18 protein-coding genes and 2 pseudogenes are annotated in these 23161 nt (G+C 61.7%); 13 read left to right on the top strand and 7 right to left on the bottom strand.

Annotation, left to right across the window (positions count from 1 at the left end):
• Positions 1-377: 377 nt before the first annotated feature.
• From KJP28_RS18965 to KJP28_RS18955, 3 genes are all read right to left on the bottom strand, one after another.
• Positions 378-1556: a reverse transcriptase family protein gene (locus tag KJP28_RS18965; protein WP_083545813.1), complete on the bottom strand. Its 1179-nt coding sequence runs from the start codon at positions 1554-1556 to the stop codon at positions 378-380.
• A 199-nt stretch (positions 1557-1755) separates the two neighbouring features.
• Positions 1756-2994, bottom strand: coding sequence for a phosphoribosyltransferase-like protein (locus tag KJP28_RS18960; RefSeq protein ID WP_133065738.1), 1239 nt, complete (start codon positions 2992-2994; stop codon positions 1756-1758).
• A 99-nt stretch (positions 2995-3093) separates the two neighbouring features.
• Positions 3094-3675: a plasmid pRiA4b ORF-3 family protein gene (locus tag KJP28_RS18955; protein WP_232786400.1), complete on the bottom strand. Its 582-nt coding sequence runs from the start codon at positions 3673-3675 to the stop codon at positions 3094-3096.
• 922 nt (positions 3676-4597) lie between these two features.
• On the opposite strand from KJP28_RS18955, the pseudogene KJP28_RS18950 reads away from it, so the two are divergent.
• A pseudogene (locus KJP28_RS18950) lies at positions 4598-4789 on the top strand (hypothetical protein); the annotation flags it as partial.
• A 58-nt stretch (positions 4790-4847) separates the two neighbouring features.
• Here the strand turns inward: KJP28_RS18950 and KJP28_RS18945 are convergent.
• Positions 4848-7799: a Tn3 family transposase gene (locus KJP28_RS18945; protein WP_009573555.1), complete on the bottom strand. Its 2952-nt coding sequence runs from the start codon at positions 7797-7799 to the stop codon at positions 4848-4850.
• 140 nt (positions 7800-7939) lie between these two features.
• Between KJP28_RS18945 and KJP28_RS18940 the strand changes: the two genes are divergently transcribed.
• The 7 genes and pseudogenes from KJP28_RS18940 (at position 7940) to KJP28_RS18910 (ending at position 12055) form a co-directional block, all read left to right on the top strand.
• Positions 7940-8506 carry a recombinase family protein gene (locus tag KJP28_RS18940; RefSeq protein ID WP_009573556.1) on the top strand — a complete coding sequence of 189 codons (567 nt, stop codon included), beginning with the start codon at positions 7940-7942 and terminating at the stop codon, positions 8504-8506.
• Between the two features lie 175 nt (positions 8507-8681).
• A pseudogene (locus KJP28_RS18935) lies at positions 8682-9171 on the top strand (DUF6878 family protein).
• 10 nt (positions 9172-9181) lie between these two features.
• A complete protein-coding gene (locus tag KJP28_RS18930; protein WP_078572101.1) occupies positions 9182-9559 on the top strand; it encodes a DUF6915 family protein in 378 nt (125 codons plus the stop codon).
• Positions 9560-9833: 274 nt separating this feature from the next.
• Entirely contained in the window at positions 9834-10253 is a 420-nt protein-coding gene (locus KJP28_RS18925; protein WP_078572097.1) for a hypothetical protein, read from the top strand.
• Positions 10246-10890 carry an antitoxin of toxin-antitoxin stability system gene (locus KJP28_RS18920; protein ID WP_218394071.1) on the top strand — a complete coding sequence of 215 codons (645 nt, stop codon included), beginning with the start codon at positions 10246-10248 and terminating at the stop codon, positions 10888-10890. Before KJP28_RS18925 ends, KJP28_RS18920 begins: the two co-directional genes overlap by 8 nt.
• Positions 10891-10955: 65 nt before the next feature.
• Positions 10956-11357 carry an MbcA/ParS/Xre antitoxin family protein gene (locus KJP28_RS18915; protein WP_078572093.1) on the top strand — a complete coding sequence of 134 codons (402 nt, stop codon included), beginning with the start codon at positions 10956-10958 and terminating at the stop codon, positions 11355-11357.
• A complete protein-coding gene (locus tag KJP28_RS18910) occupies positions 11354-12055 on the top strand; it encodes an RES family NAD+ phosphorylase (RefSeq protein ID WP_018065914.1) in 702 nt (233 codons plus the stop codon). The genes KJP28_RS18915 and KJP28_RS18910 overlap by 4 nt, the downstream gene beginning before the upstream one ends.
• Positions 12056-12350: 295 nt before the next feature.
• Here the strand turns inward: KJP28_RS18910 and KJP28_RS18900 are convergent, their stop codons facing one another.
• Together KJP28_RS18900 and KJP28_RS18895 are read right to left on the bottom strand one after the other, a co-directional pair.
• Positions 12351-13268: a nucleotidyl transferase AbiEii/AbiGii toxin family protein gene (locus tag KJP28_RS18900; RefSeq protein WP_078572091.1), complete on the bottom strand. Its 918-nt coding sequence runs from the start codon at positions 13266-13268 to the stop codon at positions 12351-12353.
• Positions 13258-14070: a type IV toxin-antitoxin system AbiEi family antitoxin domain-containing protein gene (locus tag KJP28_RS18895; RefSeq protein ID WP_038070221.1), complete on the bottom strand. Its 813-nt coding sequence runs from the start codon at positions 14068-14070 to the stop codon at positions 13258-13260. The genes KJP28_RS18900 and KJP28_RS18895 overlap by 11 nt, the downstream gene beginning before the upstream one ends.
• A gap of 165 nt (positions 14071-14235) precedes the next feature.
• On the opposite strand from KJP28_RS18895, the gene KJP28_RS18890 reads away from it, so the two are divergent.
• A complete protein-coding gene (locus KJP28_RS18890) occupies positions 14236-15195 on the top strand; it encodes an IS481 family transposase (RefSeq protein ID WP_078572089.1) in 960 nt (319 codons plus the stop codon).
• Between the two features lie 266 nt (positions 15196-15461).
• Here the strand turns inward: KJP28_RS18890 and KJP28_RS18885 are convergent, their stop codons facing one another.
• A complete protein-coding gene (locus KJP28_RS18885; protein ID WP_078572087.1) occupies positions 15462-15758 on the bottom strand; it encodes a hypothetical protein in 297 nt (98 codons plus the stop codon).
• A gap of 178 nt (positions 15759-15936) precedes the next feature.
• Between KJP28_RS18885 and KJP28_RS18880 the strand changes: the two genes are divergently transcribed.
• The 4 genes from KJP28_RS18880 to KJP28_RS18865 all read left to right on the top strand — a co-directional run bounded on the left by KJP28_RS18880 (position 15937) and on the right by KJP28_RS18865 (position 23099).
• Entirely contained in the window at positions 15937-20409 is a 4473-nt protein-coding gene (locus KJP28_RS18880) for a strawberry notch-like NTP hydrolase domain-containing protein (RefSeq protein WP_218394070.1), read from the top strand.
• 3 nt (positions 20410-20412) lie between these two features.
• Entirely contained in the window at positions 20413-21444 is a 1032-nt protein-coding gene (locus KJP28_RS18875) for a DUF7146 domain-containing protein (RefSeq protein WP_078572084.1), read from the top strand.
• Positions 21445-21809: 365 nt separating this feature from the next.
• A complete protein-coding gene (locus tag KJP28_RS18870) occupies positions 21810-22742 on the top strand; it encodes a DUF2493 domain-containing protein (RefSeq protein WP_078572082.1) in 933 nt (310 codons plus the stop codon).
• Between the two features lie 84 nt (positions 22743-22826).
• Positions 22827-23099, top strand: a complete 273-nt coding sequence (locus KJP28_RS18865) for a WGR domain-containing protein (RefSeq protein ID WP_007803304.1) — start codon at positions 22827-22829, stop codon at positions 23097-23099.
• Positions 23100-23161: the final 62 nt, after the last annotated feature.

Here is a 23161-nt window from a genome sequence, read left to right as displayed (position 1 = left end):
GCGCCAAAGCTGTGTCAGCCACTGACGCAGCGCCCTGTGGATATATTGCAATTAAGGGTACAGAATCTGCCGAAAACGCTTCCAATCCGCAGAATCTGATTAATTAGGGTACAGTGACAGTAGCCTGCGCGGTCTGCACCTATTTGGCCAAACGCGCGGTGTTATAGTCGGCCCGAACAGTCTGATGAAGAGACTGGGATTTCAGAGATACTGGAGCAACGTAGAAGGCCGACACTTAATTCACAGGACCGGTTCAAAATCAGTGCGATCTCAGGCTGGAAAGACCTTCTAGGTTCTCCGGCGGTGATTTGAGCTCAGAAGCTTCTCCAAATTGATTAAAATCCGTAGGTAGAAGACGCCCATCGGACAGATTAAATTCACCTCCTTGTCTGCGACCAATCTGACGAGTCTAAAATCGCCCGACATTTCGCCGCATAGACTGGATCGATCTGACCGGCGAACGCGATCAGACCCAACAGATGTTGGCGGAGGCCTTCAACGGAGGCGAATCCGCGCCGCGCTGCATGTTGAACCGGCCCCTGATCGGGAGCGCTTATGTGATACAGGTGCTTTCGAAGCCGCGAGCGGAAATCGCGTGTCAGCTTCGGCGTGTCTCCGTCCACCAAAAGGCCGAGCACGACTTTCCGTGCTCCCGGAGAAACAATCGTCGTCTTGGATTGGTTCGGCGCCAGTCCTCGAGCAGCCAGGATCTCATACACTCGCCCTATCAGATCATGTGCGCGGGATCTTCCAAACGACTTTCGTGTCGTTGAAAAGGTGAGATCGTCTGCATAGCGCGAGTATCGGACGCCGTAGGTCTTCGCGATAGCAGTCAGTCTTTCATCTAGGTCGCGCACTGCGAGATTGGCCAACATTGGACTGGTTGGTGCGCCTTGCGGCAAAACGCCAAACAGGTCTCGTGGATAAAGCGATGTCAAGGATGAGTGCCGAAATCTGGGCGTTCGTCGCTGAGGCAAGACAGCAGTATCGTTGCGATGTTTGTCGCGGAGACGGGTGCACAAGCGCGCAAGCTCAAACGCGACCAGCGGCTGGTAGCCCCGCTCCAAAAACACCCGATGCACGTCGATTTCGGTCAGCGATTCGAAGAAGTTCCGCAGATCAATCTTGACCATCCAAACTGCGCGGCAGTGGCGCGCCGCGGCCTGGGCCAACCGAGACCCTGGTGCAAACGCCGTGCTCGCCGAGTGGCAGGGTGCATGGCGCAGGACTTCGGACGCGATCCAAGTCTGGACTCTCAGCAAGGGCGGCTCAGGCACGGCGATTGTCCGATAGCGCGGAGGTTGGCCCGGGATCGGGCGCTTGCGGATCGAGAACTCCCGATAAGGGTCCGCATCCCGCCTTGAGGCATATGCTTTCAAAATACCAACATCAACGCCCGCCAAATGCCCCAGATGGCCAAGGGTCAGGATCGGCGGGCCTGGATTTGCCTGCCGCAACGTGTGTTCAGCTGTCGCAACTGCATTTTTGAGGATGGATTCATCCACTCCTGCCGCAAGGCCCTCGGCGAAGTAGCGTTGAGAGTTCCACGTTCGCATCTACTATCCACCCTTCAGGGTGAGCTTGATCGGATCGCAAGTCAGCCTACCGCTGCGGCGACCGCAAGGTCGTGCGGTTCGATCAAGTTGAGCATCAAGCGAAAGCTTGACCGTGAGCCCATCGCAATCGACGGCCCAGGCATCACCTCCTGCGGGCAGGACGTGACACCAACGGTGCCGGTCGTTACCCCGGCAACCACTAGACATCGCGTGGCGCTCTCAACGCATTCGGAAAGTACATCGTGTCGTCGCCTTGGGGAAGGGGGCTCTTGCGGTCCTGGCGGATCAGTCGTGACGCAACCATCCGCCCTCGTTCGGTCAGTTGATGCGACGCGTTTATCCAACCCCAACCTTTCAAGCGGTCAAGGATTTCGGACACATCATCGATGTTCATGCCGAGACGACCCGATATCGCTTCGGAATGACGGGGAGATCGGCGCAGTGCAGACAGTATGATCGTTTCCAAGCTCGTCGGGCGCAGAATTGCCCCGGTGTCCGACGCCTTGGCAGACGCTTCAATACGCGCTCTTTCTTTCTTTGGCGTGTGCGGTTCTTGGTAGGGGGAACCAGCTGTACTGGATGATCGCTCCGGTACCAGCGCCGACCATCTTCTTGCATCCTTCCAGAACATCGAAGGTGCATTGTTCGGCATGCCGTGATCAAACGCCAAAAGCGCCCCGACTTCGCCATAGCCCAGGGGTTTGGACCCTGGTGGCGCATATTGACGACACAGCTCTTCCATCCGCCTGACTTTTCCTCGGGGAAAGACCGATTGAATTGTTGGGCATCGTGTCACCAAGCTGACGGTGGGCGATGAGGCGTGATCCTTTACGCGATCGACCCCAGCTTCTGTCCCTGCGTAGGCCACCACTTCGAAACAAAGGCCGGAATGACTGCGCCTCGACCACCAGCTGCGCACTGTCCGCAGCCTCCATGCGGCATTGAGATAGTCGATGACGCGATCTCCGCTTCCGATGAAGTCCGTTACCAGAACGAACCGGCGCACGCGCTTCTCGCGAATGATGTCGGCCCCAGGGTTGAGAAGGATCGACTTTCGATGGCGCTTGTGCAACTGGGTCAGGACGTTGGCGACAACCCCTTCACTGCCTATTTCTTCGGCGACCTGTCGCTGACGAGGCACCAGCGGCGGTCCGACGCGGCCATATGCGCGCACAGTCTTCTTCCCTTTTTGCATTTTACTCGCGCGGGACGTCTCGGGAAACAAACGGTTGGGTTGCCCTTTCCATTTCTTACGCTCTGTTTCGTTGTAAAGCGCCACGGGGTTGGGACCGATCCTCAGGCGGTCTTCAAGGACCCGCGTCAAATCGCGGCGAAAAGCATCACCAGGGACAAGCCGGATGAGGGACGCGAGGATCGCAGCATCCGCCCGGTCCGCTTCTTCGAATTGATCCACCCATGCTTTCACCAACGGCGGCATGATGGTCGATCTTGTAGCCACGTCGGTACCTCGATCTCAGTTCTTCAAAATGGTTGCGAGGTTCGCCATATGGATCATGCGCCAAACCAGCTTCAGGTTTCACTTTAGACGGCTGCGCTCTTTCGCCCAAACAAACATCGCACCGACGGCAGCATTGGCTTGCTGCACGCTAAACACTTCCGGTTCGAACGCGCCGGCCCATTGCTTTGTAGCGCGATGCTCCGGGTGGTGTTTGTCGGTCAGCGCGTCGAGAAATTCTTCGTAGGAATAGGGCCCGCCACTATCCTCTGGCGGACATGCGCGCTCTCCGGCCACACAGGCAGGAAAGTCCTGATCTGGCCTTCCGGTTGGTTTGCCAACCTTCTCGACAGTGACGAGGTGCCGCCAACCATCGCCGAAATCATAAGTGTATATGAACTGATTGCCTTTCTTGACCAGCTCGCCAAGAGTAAAGCTCTTTTCGTCCTTCCGGCCATCGTTTGGGTCCCAGCTGTCGTCACTTTCGTCGCGGGCCTCGAACCTGTCTTCGCCAATCTCGAATTCATGCAAATGATAGTCTTGCCAAGGCATAGCGCCCTGGAGAACGGAATGCAGGATGTCCAAGCTGATGTCATTCGGCACGAGGATCCGGCGCCAGATGGGTGGTTTGATGCCAACAAGTTCGATTTTCAGCTCAATCAAAATGTGTTCCGCCTGTCTCAATGGCCCTGCCGTTGAAGTAACTTTTGATTCTTAAGTTGAAGCATTCAAGGGGAACATTGGCCCCTCCTGCCCTTTGGTCAGGACCGCGCCCTACTCGGTCGGCTGCACGCAGCCGCCCGCCCCGAGCTGAAACGCCGCCTCTCGCTGCGACGTGCTGCTGGCGGTGCAGTCTCCTCCGGAGCCAGCCCGGCCAGCCGTCGCATGGTCGTGGCAACGCTTCATCTCGGCCGTTCCGGTTACGGTCGCTTGGGCGGGCGCGTGACAACATCGATCTCGTATCTCGCGTCTCGGCCGGTGTTGCTCCTTGCTTTGCCGGACGTGCCGTGCCGCCCCGTCATCATAGGTCGCAAACGGCGTTCTACGACCGCCGGATTGCCTTGACCGCAGCTGGCATCAGGCCGGTGATGGTCGTGCTGCGCGGATCGCACGTTACGGGGTGCCGTGGAGGGACCGTTCGAAATCCGGGGGGGGCGGAACGGTGTCGAGGCTTCGACGATCTCCCTGCAGCTCTTCCAGACAACACAGATCGGGTTGCCACGGAAACCAGCCGTCGCGGCACGTGAGGCAGGGTCAGCAAAGCTCTGACTGGCCGGGATGCGGCTCGGTGCGAGAGGACAGAAATATCGCCACCACAGGCATTTCTCTCATTCGGTTGTTCACCCTCCTTTCTTCGCGGCCACCGCACTTCTCCTGGTGTCTGAGTTGCATGACATGCTGGTCGCAGCTGTCGACCCGTCCACAAAGGTTGTCGCCGATCTTTTTCCCCTGTCCCTGCGGGCCATTCCGCGCGGAGCAAATAGACCGGCGCCTGCCCCTCTCCGCTACGCTTCGCCTTCGGTGTGACCGGGCCTTGGCCAGCTGCAAGGTGACCATCATTGCAACGCAAACAAGGAGAAGAGCAATGACCACGAACTGCATCAAATTCACCAGCGCCGACATCGAAACCGCCAAGGGCGTCGGCTCCATCTCGACCCTGACCTTCGACCTCGACATCACGGTCGAACCCGTCGCAAGCGCGAACCCGATGGCCCCCACGCACCGTGTCCTCGGACGCTCCCCGCGCGGCAAGCTTGTCGAGTGCGGCGGCATCTGGCCCTATCGGAAGGTCTCTTCGTAGAACCACGCTAATGTGGAACATTGCGTGAACATACTCACGTTCCCCAATCTCTAGATGGCCTGATGTTCAGTGGCCGCGCAATTTTGCGCTCTGCGGCCCCGGAATGCCAGTCGAAGTCACCGGAGAGGATGACGTGGTCCCATCCGAGAGGCGACGTGCGCGCAAGCAGCTTGGCGTCGTAGAGCGGACTGGTCTGTGCAAGATGGTTTGCTGCCTTGTCCATGTAGATCGTGTTCCAAAACGTGATGGCGGCGATGACGAGGTTGAGCGCCATGGCCCGTTTTTGTTGGGCCGCGTCGGAGCGATCATGAATGCGCCCTTGTGAGTGGGCGAAGACGGCCCGCGCTAGCGAGTGTCGGGCTTCACCCTTGTTGAGGCCAGCGTGGCATTCCATGCGTAGGTCGGCGTTCTCGATCCATTCGAGCATGAAGAGTGTGCGCTCGATCCTGCCGATTTCACCCAGGGCGAGATACAGCCGGTTTTGCTGGCGATACGCCCCAAGCTTGCGCAGGATTTCAGACGGTTTGAGAGACTTGTCGCGGATGCTGGCCGCGAGCCGCATGATATCACCCCAATGCTGCCGGATCACCTCTTCGTTGATTGGCCTCCCAATGAGGGATGAGAGGGTGGGCCACGCCTTCGCGCTTCCGAAGCATCCCAGCCGCCGGTCGGGAAAGTCGCGCAGGCGCGGGGCAAAGGTCATCCCCAAGAGATGGAACAGGGCGAAGACGTGGTCCGACACGCCGCCTGTATCTGTGTAATGCACGAGCGGGTCGAAGCTGGCCGGGTTGGTCAAGAGACCATCAAGCACGAAAGGAGCTTCGCCTGCCGTCGCCCCGATGACGCTGGAATGGAACGAGCCGTATTGGCCTGACAGGAAGGAGTAGATTTTCAGGCCCGGATCAGGCCCGTACTTCGCGTTGATGAGCCCGCTGCCGCGATTGGCGGCAAAGAACTGGCCGTCCGATGAGCTGTGCTCCGCCGCGCCCCAGTGCTGCGCAAAGGGCAAACTATGATGGGCGTCGACGATACGACCCAAGGCATCCGCGAATGTTTCCGGCCGAAGGTACCATGTTTGCGCCCAGGTCAGCTGCGCGTGGCTGACACGCGATGAGGCATGGGCCATCCGCTCCAGTCCGAGATTGGTGGCCCCGGCCAGGATCGTGGCCAGAACGGCGGCTGGCTCATCGTGCTGCTTGCCAGACCGCAGATCGGTGAAGGCATCAAGGAACCCGGTCCGCGCGTTCACCTCCCAGAGCAACTCTGTGATGCGGATGCGGGGCATCACGGCATCAATCGCCCGTTCCAGGCGTACGGCGGCGGGCGGTGTGATCGCGTCATGTGGCGTAATCTTCAACCGCCCACGTTCAATGCGGACACCAGAAAGTGCATTGCGCTTCAGGGCGCGCTCAACCTGGTCAAAGCGTTTCGCCATCGTTGCCCGCCGGTCAGATAGCCATGCGTCCGGATCGGTTTCGAAGCCCGCATCCCGCATGATGGTTTCGGCTTTGTCCCGTGGCTTCAGGTAGCTGTCGAACCGGCGATATTCACGGCTGCCGTCGACCCAGACATCTCCGGCGCGAAGGCGCTCGCGCAAGGTAGACACAACGGCGGTCTCGTACACACGCCGTTGTGGCTTACCGTCCTGGACGATCAGCGACGGCCAATGCTTGGCTGCGAAGGGCATGGGCGGATCATCGGGCAACTTGCGTTTACCGGTGCGGTTCTGGTCGCGCAGCAAGGCGATTGCGTCCTTGAGGTCATCCCCTGCATCGGTGGCGTTGAACTCGAAAGCCTCAAGGAAGGTAGGAGCAAACTTGCGCATATAGGCATAGCGCTCAGCCGCCAGAGCGAGTGGGTCACTGGTTGCCAACTCCCCGAAGTCGGCGATTTCGTCACGCTTGCCCAGAAGAGTCTCCCACCCGACATCCGCATCCAACGCAGCAAAGGGATCTTGGTCCAGATCTTGTGCGCGGGCCATGGCATCAATGGACGCGCCGAAGAGCTGCATCAGTTTGCCAACCCGGGTCTTGCCCATGCGCCAGACCTCCTCCTGGCGATTGCGGGAGCGTGAGAAGAGCTGGCCGGTCAGACGCTCGAACATGGCGATGGTCGCGTCGGTGATCGTGATGGATAAATCCGCCATCTGCGCCGCGAGCGTTGCGATCCGTCGCCGTTCGCCAAAATCGTTCAGCAAGCTCACAGGGGCCACCGCGCCCTCGCGCGCGAACTTGAGCAACCGGTCAGGGTGGAGGCCGTGCCCAAGGTTTGGCGGCAAATCCAACGATCGCAGATAGTTCAAGCGATCCAGAAGCGCGGTCATGCTGGCTGGACTGGTCGAATGCGGATAGCCACGCAACCACGTGAGACGCGTTTGCCCAAGAGACGGATCGTTCACCAAGAGAGCCTGCAACTGGTCACGTTGCTCCAGTGACAGAACATCGAACAACGCAGCGGCAGCCTCACGCCGGGCGCGAGCCCGCCCCTTCAGGGCAAGGCGCTCAAGCGTATCCACGCTCGGTAGCACCAGATGTTGCTTGCGCAGCTCCGCAACCAGCGTCTCAACAATCTTCATGCCATGATCCGTCGCAAAAGCCGCCGTCGTGGCGATATCCTCCGCCTGCTGCACATGTTCAGGTCCGAAAGGGGCCAATCCCAAATGGCGCATCGCAAGGGCATGGTGCTCATGACGCGTATTTCGCCTGGCGGCGTAGTCGTCGAGAGTACACCCGCTGATCTGAAGTTGTTCTGCAAGCCACGCGATCAGTTCGGCGGGCGGCATCGTGTCTTGGCCCCACCCAAGGCCGGGATAACGCAGCAAAGAAATATGTACTGCAAGACCAAGATGGTTTTCGGCGCGGCGACGGGTTCGGATCAGATCAACGTCATCCCCGCTTAGCAGATAGCGACGGACCAAGGCTTCGTAATCTGTAGGCACCCCGAAGAGGTCCGCACGCGCGCGGGATGAAAGTAGTCGACGGGCCATCAGGTGTCCTCAAAACGGTGTTGCAAGTTTGAAGACGTCGAATATTATAGAGACTGATAAAAAGACAGATATGATGCGAAAATCCACGCTCCCGGCAACCACTGGAAATCAAGCCCTAAAACGGCCGTTTTGGAGACACAATGACACGCACTGGCGACATCCTCGGATACGCAAGGGTCTCAACCGCCGACCAAGATCTCACCGGCCAAAAAGACCGACTGCTGCAACACGGTGCAATTCGCGTGTTCGAAGACGTGATCTCCGGCAAAACTTTCGTCCGGCCCGGTCTGGCAGCCTTGCTTGATCAGGCAAGGCCCAACGATACCCTCGCCGTCATCCGCCTCGATCGATTGGGGCGCTCGCTCAAGGAACTTCTGGAAACCGTCGACGACCTCAAAGCCAGAGAGATCAACCTGATCAGCCTCGAGGAACGGATCGATACAACATCAGCCGCTGGAGAACTCGTGTTCCACGTCTTTGGGGCCATTGCGCATTTCGAGCGACGCTTGATCTCAGAGCGCACCAAAGACGGCCTGATCAACGCTCGAAAGCATGGCCGCACCCCAGGACGGCCTGCATTACCGCCAGAGACGATCTCAGCCCTCCAAGATCTCGTCAGCGCTGGAAAATCCGTCGCTCAAGCCGCAAAACACCTCGGCATAGGCAGATCAACAGCTTACAAGGCGATCAGAAATGCCACACCATAAGTCATGTTCAGGCTTCGTTCTTCCTTAGCGTGGTTCTACGAAGAAACCTTCCGATGGGGCCTGCAGATCGCGGCGTGACGCCCGAGAGTCAGAGAAGGGCAGGGGAGGATGTGAGCCTAGGAGGACGAGAGAGAGCCTCGGGGTTCAGATCCTTTCGCTCATTTCGGAGTTTCCAATGTCCAAGATCGAACCCACCCTGGCCGCGCCGATGGCGCCGTCCAAGATTGATTTCGCCGCCGTGCTGGCTCGGCAGTCCGAGCGTGACGCGCGCATCGCAGCTTTGCGTCCGGCCAACAAGGAGCGCCTCTTCGATGGCCTGACTGCCGCGGGCATCACCCATGTGACGGTGAGCTTCGACGGCTATGGCGATAGCGGCCATGTTGAAAGTATCGAAGCCTACGCTGGCGAGACCGAGGTTGCTTTCCCCAAGACCGAGATCGCCTATGCCGCATTGACCTGGGACGACCCGGAGGTCGAGACGCGGGCGCTTTCGCTGGAAGATGTCGTCGAGCAACTGGCCTACGACTGGTTGTCTGACACCCATGGAGGTTGGGAAAACAACGACGGCGCTTATGGCGAATTCGGCTTCGACGCGCGCGCGCTCCATTCACCTTGAGTTCAACGAGCGCTTCACCTCGTCCGAACTCACCACCCACGATTTCTGAGGGGGCGGCGATGGCACATCCCTACCACCACGCCCTGTCCTCGGTGAAGAAATGGGGCGGCACGGTCGAGGATTACCTCGCCGTGCATTCCTGGTTCGACCATAGCAAGGAGATCACAGCCGATTTTCGGCACCGGGCGTTGCGCCACCATGCCGAGGGCATCTTCATGGCCGAGACAATCTTTGGTCCGACGCTTACGCTCTCCACCGGACGCATCATCCCGACCCGGTGGGTCGGCGAGCAGCATGTTAAGGAGGACCTCGGCTTCATCCCGAGCTTCGCCGATTGGGTGAAGGCCATTCGGCCCGAGCCTTGGATGGGTCGGACCGAACGGATCGAGGCACAGGTCGATCCGCATCTCGTCTCGCCCGTGGTCGAGGTCAGCTGACATGACCGATCCCACTTATCTAAGTCTCGGCTTGCCGCCGACCGCTTCGCGACTGGCAGTGGTTCGCGCGGCGGTCCGGGCGCTACACCCCGACACGCGCGCTGTTTGCAGTCTCCGGCTGGCGCGCAAGCGCTTCTACCGGCAGATGCTCTGCGCTCATGCCGCACGACAGGCGGCGGGCGACACGCCGACCGGCTGACCGTTCCCAACTACCCCTTCATCCCAATCGATCGCCCGGCCTCCTGGCCGGGTCTTCCCCATTAAGGAGGTCCCCATGGCGGATTACTTCACCCATTTCTCATGCCTGCTCGACGTCGGCAGCCCCGACAAGGCCGTCCGCGCGCTCGCGCTGTTTCAGAAACTTCGCGCTGCGGATCAGGACGCTGACGACCCAGATGTCGCTGGCTTCGATCTCGTGCACCAGGATGCCCCCGAGGGCAGCAGCCTCTGGATCCACGACGACGAACACGGCGATGTCGAAGCTGTCATCCGCTTCGTCTTGCGGCTCGCCGAAGACCTCGACCTCACCGGCCTTTGGGGGTTCCAGTATGCCCTGACCTGCTCCCGGTCGCGCCTCGACGCCTTTGGCGGCGGTGCGCATGCCATCGATCTCGGCGCTCGTAAATCCATCGGCTGGTCCAGCACGCAAGAATGGTTGGTCGTGGCGCTGAACGGGGAGGACGTCGATGCCTGAGGTGATCTGCACCACTGTCTACCAGTTCCCCGAGCTCTCGGATGCCGCCAAGGAGAAGGCCCGCAACTGGTATCGCGACCTTGGACCCCACGACGATTGGTGGGATGCGGTCTATGAGGATTTCGAGCGGGTCTGTGCGCTCCTCGGCATCCGCCTGAAGACGACCCCCGTCCGTCTGATGGGCGGCGGGACGCGGGTCAAGCCCTGCATCTGGTTTTCCGGCTTCTGGAGTCAGGGCGACGGGGCCTGTTTCGAAGGCTACTGGTCCCACGCCAAGGGCGCTGCCGCGGGCATCCGGGACTATGCCCCGATGGATGTGACGTTGCATGGAATTGTCGACCGGCTGCAGGCCATTCAGCGGCGGAATTTCTACCAGCTCGCCGCGGAGGCCAGCCACCGTGGCCGCTATTACCATGAATATACCATGTCGATCGACGTCACGCGGGACAGCGCGACCTGGCAGCCGCCGACTGAGGACGCGGAAGAAGTCGTGACCGAGGTGCTGCGTGATCTGGCCCGCTGGCTCTACCGCCAGCTTGAAGCCGAATACGACCACCTCACCTCGGACGAGGCCATCGACGAGGGGATCATCGTCAATGAGTATACGTTCACGGAAGGAGGGCGGCGGTTCGGGTAACAGAGATCAAAGTGCAAGGTTCATTTGATCTTTACAGTAGGTCCATATGGACTATATTGAAGCCAATGGAGGACGCCATGTACGTTGCAGAGAAAATCCGGGAACCCGCACAGGTCAACGCCGTTGCGTTGAAGGCTTACGCGCGCGTGGTTGATGCCTGGGGCCTCAACTTGAAGGAAGCGGCTGGCCTTGCTGACATGTCAGAGAGCACATGGAAGCGCGCCAAGAAGCCGGATTTCGCGGGGGAACTGACCAAGGATCAGCTTCTGCGGCTCAGTGCGGTGATCGGCATCTACAAGTCGCTCGAACTCTACTTCTCCGAGCCGCTCGCGCGAAGCTGGTTCACCCGACCGAACACCGGCCCGCTGTTCGGGGGCAGCCGTCCGGTTGACACCGCCATCGAAGGTGGCTTGCCGCAGATCCTCGCGGTGCGGACCTATCTCGATGCGTTGCGTGGTGGGGCATGAAGCAGACCGAGGTTTCAGATCGCGGTCTCGTTCGTCTCCTGCCTGCCACCTACCACAAGCCGCCATCCCTGCGCGGTCTCGTCGATACCGATGACGAGATGGAGATCTTGGCAGAGATCGAGGGCCTGACCAGTGGACGTCTACAGGCCGAACGCGGGCGCAACCCACATCTGGACCCGCGCGAACTCGCTTGGCAACGCCGTAGCCGCGATCTGCGCATCTATGGGGACAGTCACGTCAACGCAGCCTTCACTTACACCCGCGCCGGCGGAAACCGCTTCAACGCCGAGGAGCGCGGCGCTTGGTACTGCGCATGGGATGTGATGGTTTCTGTCAGCGAAGTGGCCTGGCACCGCACACGCGAACTCGGCTTTACCGGCAGCTTCCACGACAGCGCCCGCTATGTGGAATTGCTGGCCGACTTCATCGGCGTCTTCAACGACATGACCGATGAGGCAGGTCATCCGGCGCTGCATCCGGATCCGGCTGTCGGGTATCCCGAGGGCCAAAGCCTGGCACAGCATCTGCGTCGGGGCGGATCCAAGGGCCTGATTTACCCTTCGGTCCGGGCTCCTGCACCGGGCGGGAATTGCCTGGTCTGCTTCGAGCCCCACGCAATTCAGAACGTTCGTCCGGGCGCGTCTTGGGATCTTGTTTGGGATGGGACACCGCACTACTCGATTGCGGCTGTCAGCTAATCCGCAAAACCGTAATTGCCCCGGAGGCCTATAAGGATGGCAACGCCTGATATTGAAAGCCCTGACCGCACCGATCTCAAGCAGATCGACCATGCGCACTTCTTTGAAGCGATGGACTCGCCGCCTTTGCCGACCGAAGCACTGCGCTCTGCCTTTCGTCGGGCGAAAACGCGGTCATTTCAGCGAAACACAGGGCTTGGAAGCGCCGACTGAGTTCACCCGTCTTCGGCGCCTCCCATCGACGCGATGAGGACGGCCAACGCAAAGCGCCCCTCACGACGGTGATGGCCGTGGCTCAACCCAGGAGCTTCAACAAGGCGTCGCGCTGCGCTGCGTGCTTTTCGGGGTTGTCGCGCTTCAGTTTGTTCAGGTTGAGAAGTTTCCACTTCACGGCCGGTAGGTCAGCGGCCTGCGAACGGTCGATCGCCGCGAAGTCAGGCTCGCCGTCCTGAAGCGTCAGGAGGAACTGCCTCGCCTTGTCATCGAGCCTCGATTGCAGATCGGCGACCAACTTGAGGCGCGTCGCCAAAAGCGTAGCGAGCGGGACGGGTGTTCTGGTCATGCCTTCGAATTCCCGCGCGTAGGGTTGCTCGAGATCGATCAGGTTCGGATCGAGCAGCTCATGCGCCGGTCGCGGCGAACTGGCGACATAGATCAGGAAGGTGTGGAACAGGTCCTGCGTCAGGCTCTCGTTTTCGTAGAGGAGTGTGACGTCGTAGAGATCCCGGGGATGCTGCCTGTCCAGGGCGGCGTGCAGCTTTCCCGCGAACAGGTCCTCGAACGAGACGATCTGCATTTCGGCATAGCCATAGGCATCCTCCACGGCGGCAGATACGGTCCGGACTTCCGGGTCGTGGACTACGCCCCGGGTCACGGGCGAGGTTTCGATCTTGATCTCGGCATTCCCGAGGCGCGCCAGGAGCCGGGTGGCTCCGCCGCCGCCCCCTTGGATGCGCTGAGATTTCGCGCCTCGGATTCCGGTCTCGATGGAAGCCGCGATGCGATCCATCGCGGCGTTGATCTCGTCCAGGCTCTCGGCGCGTTCCTTGATTGGCAGGTAGGTCAGGTCGATGTCGACCGACAGCCGAGGCAGGTCGCGGTGGAAGAGGTTGATGGCCGTCCCGCCCTTGAGCGCGAAGACGCTTTCGCCCGCGACATTGGGCAGGACGCGCACCAGGAGCGCAACCTGGGCTTCATAGGTCTCACGCGCCATTTTCGGCCTCCGGTTTCACGAATTCTTCTGGCACCATGATCCGATAGCGCGGGTGGATCTTGCCGCCCTGGATCAAGGCTCGGTCGCCGCTGCCGAGGTCGAATGCCTGCGGGTCGATCCGTTTGCGCCAGGGATGATCGTGGCGGTCCGCGAAGACGAAGAACAGGCGCTTGACCTTGATTTTCTGGCACGCTTGCAGGAGGTCGGAAATCAGCCTTGGGCGCAGGGTTGTCAGGCTCTCGAAGACCATGTCGAGCGTGTGGAAACTCTCATGGTGGGGCAACTCGTCCATGGCTTCCAGGATTGCGCGCTCCGGCGTCGACATCGTCAGACCCCAGTCCCATGGCAGGCCAGAATTCTTGCCCTCGATCACGCCCAGCTTCGGATCGGTGAACAAGGAACGGGGGCGGATACTGAAAGGGGCATCCGTCGGCAGTTTGATCAGCCAGTTCGGGACCTTGTCCCCATAGACCCAGACTGGAGCGCTTTCCCCCAGGCGGAGGTAATGGGCATGTCCTTGTTCACCGAGTGCCGTTGTGCTCCCGACATGCAGATCATGACCCATTATATGTTGCATCGAAAGGATGCAGGTCTTCCAGTCGATGCTGTTGGACGCCTGCATATTCGGGACTGGTCGGCGGAAGACACCGCGTGCGATGCGCTCCAGCCAGCCGCGTTTCACATAGTCACGGAAGCTCTCATAGGCGATGCCCTGCGAGACGAGCCATGCCGCGTCGACCAGATACCCGGCGGGTACGGCATCGAGCACTTTCTTCAGATTCTGTGACCTTGCGGTGTCCATGATACCTAAAGTGACAGATTTTCAAAGATACATCTACAGTTTTCTTTGATGAAAATGCTTTTCCTGCGTTATGGACGCTCCTATCTCACCATTTCCAAAGAACTTAGGGTGTTTGATCCCACGGTTTGATGGTGTGATCCTTTCGAAGGAATGGAAGGATGCCCTATGGGACAGGTTCGTCACGGAAGCGCCACGACCACGCACGCCGTCAGAGCAGCAATACAGCGATCGCAAGCTTCGCTCGCGACGCTGAGCCGGGAGTTAGGGATCAACCCAAAGACGGTTGCGAAGTGGCGTAAACGGCAGACGGTCGATGATCTCAAGACCGGCCCAAAGGAGCCACGTTCGACGGTCCTCACGGAGGCTGAGGAGGCGGCCATCGTCGCGTTTCGGCGCCACACGCTGCTGCCGCTTGATGACTGCCTCTATGCCCTTCAGCCGTCTATCCCGCACCTGACACGCTCGGCGCTGCACCGCTGTCTACAGCGGCATGGTATCTCACGCTTGCCTGACGTCGAGGGCGACAAACCGAGGCGGTCGAAGTTCAAACGCTACCCGATCGGCTTCTTCCACATAGACATTGCCGAAGTGCAGACTGCTGAAGGAAAGCTCTTCCTGTTCGTTGGCATCGACCGCACGAGCAAGTTTGCGGTGACCCAGCTCGTCGAGAAAGCAGACAGGAAGACGGCCTGGGAGTTCCTGCAACACATGCTCGAAGCCGTGCCATATCAGGTTCACACTGTCCTCACCGACAATGGCATTCAGTTCGCTGAGCAGCCTCGGAACCGGAACACTGCTTATTCTCGGCCCATGCGTTTCGACATGATCTGTGAGGCCAACGGGATTGAGCACCGGCTGACCAAACCCAACCATCCCTGGACCAACGGACAGGTCGAGCGGATGAACCGCACGATCAAGGAGGCCACCGTCAAACGCTTCCACTACGAAAGCCATGATCAGCTGCAAACGCACCTCTCGGACTTCATGGCAGCATACAACTTCGCGCGCCGGCTCAAGACCCTCAACGGGCTCACACCCTACGAATACATCTGCAAGATCTGGACATCAGAGCCGGACAGATTCATCTTGAACCCGATCCACCAGATGCCGGGACTGAACACCTAGGGACTAGCCCCAAGGGGAGGGAGATCTGAAGACGCTGGGTTGAGAGACGGCTACGACTTGCGGTGGTTACCGAAGGTCGCAGCGGTGCACATCCCGGCGTGCCGCCGGAACCAGACCTTGGTCCTTCGGACAGGAGCTTGACCGAGGCTGATGTCCCGAAGGGCCAGTCTGCCAACCTACAGGTTGGCAGCTGCGCTCGGTTTGCCAAACTATGATGTGGCAAAAAGCTGGACGATCGCACAGAGCGTCACTAGCCGGTGCGGTGCTCACTTATTCCCGTCGATCCACTTGGACATGAGCCGCTTGTCGCGGAAGCATTCGTCCGGAACGGCGCGCCGTTTGATCTGGGCGAGTTTCTCAGCGAAGGCTACCTGCTTGGACGTGGGCAGCCGGTCCATGTCCGATACCGGCTTCAGCCGGGCCTGAGCCTCGATCCAGGCGCTCAAAGATCGCCGGTCTTGCTGAACCTCCCAGGGCAGGAGCGTCCGGTTGCGCAGGGCGAGCGACCGCGCATAGGCAATCTGATTGGGCGTTACGGGCAGGGCGTGCTTGGTGCTTTCCATGGTGGAACCCCCCTTTCTGGCTTGGCTCTGAGCATAGAACATAACAAGAACAAAATCAAGCCAAGCGTCGGGAACACCTTGGTGCGAGAGGGAGAGAGGGGCCGGGAAAGATCAGGTCCGAGGCTGCCCGAGAGAGGGTGTCCGGGCCTGATCCTGTCCTTCATTCCGGAGTTTCCCGATGACCCATCTTGCCCCTGTTGCGCAGGCGTCCTTGCCTGCGCCCATTGTCTCGTTGGCAGCAAATCCTGCCTCTGCGATCGTTGCTGTTGCCGAAGCGCTGCAGCCCGATCTGGCGCAAGGGCTTCAGATCGACGCGCTGCGCCTGCGCTTCGAGATGGCGCGCGCCTTTGGCGGTTCCGATGCGACCGGTGCCTGGGACTGGAAGCTCGCTTATGAGGCAGGCGAGGTGGCGTTGGTCTTGTTCTTGCGGAAGTTCGGCCGTGCGCTGCTGACCCGGGCCGGCTCGCCTGCGGCGCTGTTGCCGATCCTGACCAAGGTGGCTGACCTCTTGCCCACGCACACCCGGCGGTCGGAAGATATGGAGCGCTTTCAGCAATTCAGCACGCCCATGCCCATGGGGCTCGCCGCACTGGCGGCAGCACAGATCACGCCCTTCGATCTCGTCCTCGAGCCGTCCGCCGGAACCGGGCTTCTGGCGATCCTCGCAGAGATCGCGGGCGGCAGCCTCGCGCTGAACGAGTTGGCGGACACCCGCGCCGACCTTCTTCGCTTGCTGTTCCCGGGCCGACCGGTCACGGGGTTTGATGCCGCGCAGATCGACGATCATCTCGACGCCTCCTCAAGCCCGAGCGTCATCCTGATGAACCCGCCCTTCTCGGCCCAAGCCAATGTCGATGGTCGGTCGACCAAGGCGACGGCCCGGCATCTGCGCTCGGCCCTCGCGCGTCTGGCCCCCGGCGGACGGCTCGTCGCCATCACCGGAGCCGGTTTCGCGCCGGATGCGCCGGCCTGGGCCGAGACCTTCGGCCGTCTGACCGAGACGGCCCATCTCATCTTCACCGGCGCGGTGTCGGGCGCAGCTTTCGCCAAGCACGGCACCAGCTTCGAGACGCGGATTTCTGTCTTCGATAAATGCCGCGGCGGCGAGCCGGGAGGCATCACCGCAGACCTGCGCCAACCCACATCCCCGGACGTGGCACATCTGATGTCCCGGGTCACTGCCGAGGTTCCGCCGCGCCTCGAGATGGAACGGGCCGCAAATGCGGGTCTGGGCCACTCTCCCCTCTTCCCGGGAAATCCTGCCCCCACAACATGCAAGCCCGTCAACCGATCGCGCGCGACCTCTGCGGCTCAACCGGCGAAATCAGACACACCGATCGAGGCCGAGGAACTAAACTACGCACTCCGCGACGCCGCCGAGGACGAAGACGCCGCACGGCTGTCCGACGCGATCTACGAGACCTTCCGTCTGCAGGCTATCGACATCCCAGACGCCGCATCGCACCCGACCAAGCTTGTGCAATCGGCGGCCATGGCCTATGTCGCACCTCCGAAAACCTCCTATCGCCCCAAGCTTCCGGCGACCATCCTGCGCGACGGCCTGCTGTCCGACGCGCAGCTCGAGACCGTCATCTACGCGGGGGAGGCGCATGGCGCATATCTCGCAGGGTCTTGGATCGTCGATGAGACCGGCGACATGGTCTCGGCCGCGCCCGACGATGCCGCTGACGCCGTCCGCTTCCGCCGGGGTTTCTTCCTCGGTGATGGCACCGGCGCGGGCAAGGGCCGCCAGTCGGCTGGGATCCTGCTCGACAACTGGTGCCAAGGCCGCCGCAAGGCGCTCTGGATATCGAAAAGCGACAAGCTCCTCGAGGACGCGCAGCGCGACTGGTCGGCGCTTGGCCAGGAGCGGCTTCTGGTGACGCCGCTGTCGCGTTTCGCACAAGGGCGCGAAATCCCTCTGACCGAGGGCATCCTCTTCACCACCTATGCGACGCTGCGCTCGGAAGAACGGGGTGCCAAGAAATCCCGCGTCGACCAGATCGTCGACTGGCTCGGGGCGGATTTCGATGGGGTGATCCTCTTTGACGAAAGCCATGCCATGGCGAATGCGGCCGGCGGCAAAGGCGAGCGGGGCGATACCATGGCCTCGCAGCAGGGCAGGGCGGGTCTGCGCCTGCAGCACAAACTTCCGAATGCCCGCGTAGTCTATGTCTCGGCCACGGGCGCGACGACGGTCCACAACCTCGCCTATGCTCAGCGTCTCGGACTTTGGGGCGGGGGCCCCTTCGCTTGCGCTCCGGGCGTTCAGGATTGGCAAAGCTCCACTGGAGCTTCGCCTGCCCCTTTGGGGCATCATCTTTCACTCCCCTTCGCGACCCGGTCGGAATTCGTGGAAGCCATCGAGGCTGGCGGTGTCGCGGCGATGGAGGTGCTGGCCCGCGACCTCCGGGCGCTCGGCCTCTATACGGCGCGGTCGCTGTCCTATGACGGTGTCGAATACGAGATGCTGGAACATGCGCTCACGCCCGAGCAGCGCGGCATCTACGATGCCTACGCCGGGGCCTTCGCCATCATCCACAATAACCTGACCGCAGCGCTGGAAGCAGCGAACATTTCCGGCGCGGCCGACGGGCCGAGCGGGTCGGGCACGCTGAACCGTCAGGCGAAATCCGCCGCGCGGTCGGCTTTCGAGAGCGCCAAGCAGCGTTTCTTCGGCCATTTGCTCACCTCGATGAAGACCCCCACGCTGATTTCCAGCATCGAGGGGGATCTGGCGGCAGGCCATGCCGCCGTCATCCAGATCGTCTCGACGGGCGAGGCGCTCATGGAGCGCCGCCTGTCGGAGATCCCAATCGACGAATGGGACGATATCCGCTGTGACATCACTCCCAGGGAGTATGTCCTAGACTACCTCGCCCATACTTTCCCGGTCCAGCTCTACGAGCCTTTCACTGACAGCGAGGGCAACCTCTCGTCGCGCCCCGTCACGCGCGACGGCCAACCGGTGGAGTGCCGCGAAGCCGTCCGGCGTCGTGACGCGCTGATTGAGAAACTGGCTTCGCTTCCGCCCGTGCCGGGTGCACTCGACCAGATCGTCCAGCGCTTCGGCACCGATCTCGTGGCCGAAGTCACAGGGCGCTCGCGGCGCATCGTGCGGAAGGGCGAAGGGCATTCGGCACGGCTCGTGGTGGAGAACCGGGCCGGAGCCGCGAACCTCACGGAGACCCAAGCCTTCATGGATGACGAAAAGCGTATCCTGATCTTCTCAGATGCCGGCGGCACCGGGCGCAGCTATCACGCCGATCTCGGGGCGAAGAACCAGCGCCTGCGGGTCCACTACCTCTTGGAACCCGGCTGGAAAGCAGACGCGGCGATTCAAGGTTTGGGCCGCACCAACCGGACAAACCAGGCGCAGCCGCCGCTGTTCCGGCCGGTGGCCACCGATGTCAAAGCGGAGAAGCGGTTCCTGTCGACCATTGCGCGACGTCTCGACACGCTTGGCGCTATAACGCGTGGCCAGCGCCAGACCGGCGGGCAAGGGCTGTTCCGGCCCGAAGACAACCTCGAGTCGCCCTACGCCCGCGACGCCCTGCGCCAGCTTTACCGCCGCATCTATCGCGGCGATCTGGCCGGATGTTCGCTCGGGGCTTTCGAGGATGCGACCGGGCTCAGCCTGACCGATGACAACGGGCTGAAGGATGACCTGCCGCCGATCACGACCTTCCTCAATCGCCTGCTGGCGCTGACGATCGACATGCAGGCCGTGCTGTTCGCGGGTTTCGAGGAGCTGCTCGATCAGAGAATTGAGGGCGCCATCGCCGCCGGGGTCTATGATCTCGGGCTCGAGACACTCCGTGCCGAGAGCTTCCGGGTGACCGACGTACAGGTCATCTACACCCATCCGGGCTCCGGCGCGGAAACCCAGCTGCTGACCATCGCGGAAAAGCGCCGCAACACGCCTACCTCGCTGGCCGATGCGCTCGAATGGCTGGATGACCTGCAGGCGCGGCTTCTGGTCAACAGCCGCTCGGGCCGGGCTGCCGTGCAGGTTCCCGCCACCAGTCACATGCTGGAAGATGGGACCATCGAGCCGCGCCTGCGCCTGATCCGCCCGACCGATGCCAGCACAGTCCCGGCAAAGATCATGGAGGACACCCACTGGCTCGAGGCCGACCGCGCGGCCTTCACAGCGGCGTGGACTGCGGAACTGGCCGAGGTGCCGGAGTTTTCGGACTCCACGCTGCACATCGTGGGAGGTCTGCTGCTGCCGATCTGGAAGCAGCTTCCCCAGGATGAAACTCGCGTCTACCGCCTGCAGACCGATGACGGGCAGCGCATCATCGGCCGCCGCGTCTCGCCTGCCTGGGTCGCGACCACGCTGGCCGCCGATGCGCCCAAGCTCTCGGCCGCACAGGTCCATGCCCTCGTTCTGGAGGGCAAGACCGTGGTGCGCCTGTCGGAAGGGATGGAATTGCACCGCTCGCGCGTCATGGGCGCGAACCGGATCGAACTGTCGGGCTTCTCGGAGGCAGCCAAGGATCGGCTCAAGGCCGATGGCTTCTTCTCGGAGATCATCAGTTGGAAGCTTCGGCTGTTCTGCCCGACCGACGCCGATGGTGTCGAGATACTGGATCGTCTGCTTGCACGTTGTCCTGTCGCAAGGCTACATGATCGCGGAGGTTGTTAACCCATGTATTCCGAGACCGAAGACCTCGTGCGCGATCTGGCAGAAAATGCCGAAGGCGTTTGTCGTGCCTACCTTCCCGCCGGACGACGGGAAGGATCCTACTGGATCGTGGGTGACCTGCAAAACAATCCTGGCCGCTCGCTCTTCGTGCGGTTGACCGGGCCCACGTCGGGGCCAGGGGCAGCGGGCAAGTTTACGGATGGGGCCACAGGCGAGCATGGCGATCTCTTGGACATCATCCGCGCCCGGACGGGGATCACGCGCTTCCCCGACCTTCTCGCCGAGGCCCGAGCGCATCTTGGCCGTCCGCAGCCGGTCGTCCCGGATAGGCAAGAGCCGAGGAAGGCCAAGGCGCCCGGTGGCACTCCTGCGGCGGCGGCGCGCTTGTTTGCTGCCTCGAACCCGATCACAGGCACGCTTGCGGAGACCTACCTCCGTTCCCGTGGCATCACCCACTTCGGGGCGAAAGGCGCCTTACGCTTCCACCCGAAGTGCTGGCATCGGGAAGAGGGGCAGACCCGGAGCATCCCCAGACCGGCGATGATCGCGGCGGTTACCGATGGGGCAGGGGCCGTGCAGGGCGTGCATCGCACCTGGTTGGCGCCTGACGGACAGGGGAAGGCGGCAGTGAATCCAGAGCGTCGGGCTATGGGTCACCTCCTCGGCAATGCTGTCAGGCTGACCCCGCAGGATGACATCCTCGTCGTTGGCGAAGGCATCGAGACCATGCTGTCCCTGTCCGAGGCAATCCCAGGTCTGCCCGTCTGGGCGGCGCTCTCTTCGGGTCACCTCGGGGCGGTCCTGCTGCCAGAGGGGCTGAAGCGCCTCTACATCGCGATCGATCGCGATCCGGCCGGGCAGCGCGCGGCAGGGAGGTTGAGCGCCAGAGCCTCCGAGGTCGGGGTGCGCGTGCGGGTGCTGGAACCGCGGCTCGGGGATTTCAACGATGATCTTCGGGCGAACGGCAAGGACGCACTGCGCCAGCATCTGGCAGGTCAGATCGGGCCAGAGGATCGGCATCGCCTGCCCAGCTGAGCTGCATCGCGCAGGGGGGGGCTGGGAGCGCGGGGCAGGGGGCAGCATCCCAGTCGTGGCTCTGGATCGTCGTCCTCACCCCATCCCGGGCCTTGCGCATCCACCCGTCAGCCCTGCGCGGCCTTCAAGAGATGGGCAGGCCGTCAAAGCGGTTGCCCCTGCAAGGTCGGCAGGGAACCTATTTCCGCCGGCGGCAAAGCCGCCTTTGCATCGCGAGACAAATAGCTTCCCTGCCGACCTCCTCCACGCTGTTCCGGCCCCGGTGAAGCCGGGGTGAAGGGGCAACCGCCCCGACGGCTCGGGTCTGCCCATGAAGGCCGCGCGGGATGACGCGCGGACGAGACAGGCCCGGAGGCAAGAAACCGATGACGATCCACACCCACAACGACGCGTATGAACCCGCCCATAGCGCATCCCAGACCGCCCATGCGCTCGACGAGCTCCAGCTCTATGGCTATCGCCCCTTTGACGAGCCCGATCCGCGCCCGATGCCCGATGGGCAGCGCCTCGCCGTCGCCGTCGCGGACATCTTCGACGCCCTCGTTGCGACCCTGGAAGACACCCGTATGGAACCCGACCTCGAAGAGGTGCTCTGGGGCCAGGTCAACCTCTTCCACCGCGCCACGGCACGGATCGAGCGGTCACTCGATGACAACGAGCAGGCGCAGCGCCGCCTCCAGCGCGAGCAGGACGGCTCCGAGGTGAAATCCGTCGAACTCGAGCGCCTGACGGCCGAAGGCCTGACCCTCGTCGAACGGCGCAACTGCATGGACATGATGCGCGATCACGCCGCATCCGAGTTCGTTCAGCACACAGGATCCACCTGGCGCCCCCGCACCGGCTCGATGGTGAACCGCCAGCACATGACCGCCGCCCTGATCGACAGCCGCGACTTCCTCGCCGCCAAGCGCCGCGCCGAAACCGAGGTGATGCTTCCCGCCGGCCCCAAGGTCGCCCTCACCGGCGGGACCGATTTCAACGATCACCGCCTGATCTGGGGTAAGCTCGACCAGGTCCGGACCAAATATCCCGACATGGTCCTTCTGCACGGTGGCAGCCCCAAAGGTGCAGAACTCATCGCCGCCAAATGGGCCGAGGCCCGGGGCGTGACGCAGGTCGCCTTCAAGCCTGACTGGACCAAGCACGCCAAGGCCGCGCCCTTCAAACGAAACGATGCGATGCTCGATGTGCTCCCGGTCGGGGTCCTCGTCTTTCCCGGAACCGGTATCCAGGAAAACCTCGCCGACAAGGCGAAGAAGCTCGGCATCCCGGTCATGAAGTTCGAGAAGGGGGCGTGAGCCCCCTTTCCCTGTTCGGGAGAGAACATTGTGGAAACACGGACATACACTTGGTATCGTTGTCGCAGACGAGGTGACCGCAAAATGTTCGATGAAGCGCAGCAAATGGAGGTGTTCCCGACGACAGTCGATCTCAAGCGGATCGACCCGTCTCTCAACATGCGGCGTTTCTATCGAATGAGCGTTCAGCAAGACCTGTTTGGCGGCGTGAGCCTGGTGCGGGAATGGGGTCGGATCGGTTACCGTGGCCAGATGCTGATCGAGCAACACGATGACGAGGGCAGGGCGGTCAACGCCCTGATGAAGCTGTCGGCGACGAAGAAGCGGCGTGGGTACCAGTCGTCATCCAAGATGTGATCCGCGCACCAGAAGACCGCTTTCTGATTGCTCCAGCCCTTGCCGTTCGGTGTGCCTAGCTT

Origin of the sequence: Maritimibacter dapengensis, from assembly GCF_019218265.1 — a bacterium.
In the GTDB taxonomy this organism is placed as follows: domain Bacteria; phylum Pseudomonadota; class Alphaproteobacteria; order Rhodobacterales; family Rhodobacteraceae; genus Maritimibacter; species Maritimibacter dapengensis.
Note: the sequence above shows the minus strand (reverse complement) of the source record. Positions and strands in the feature narration are given on the sequence as shown.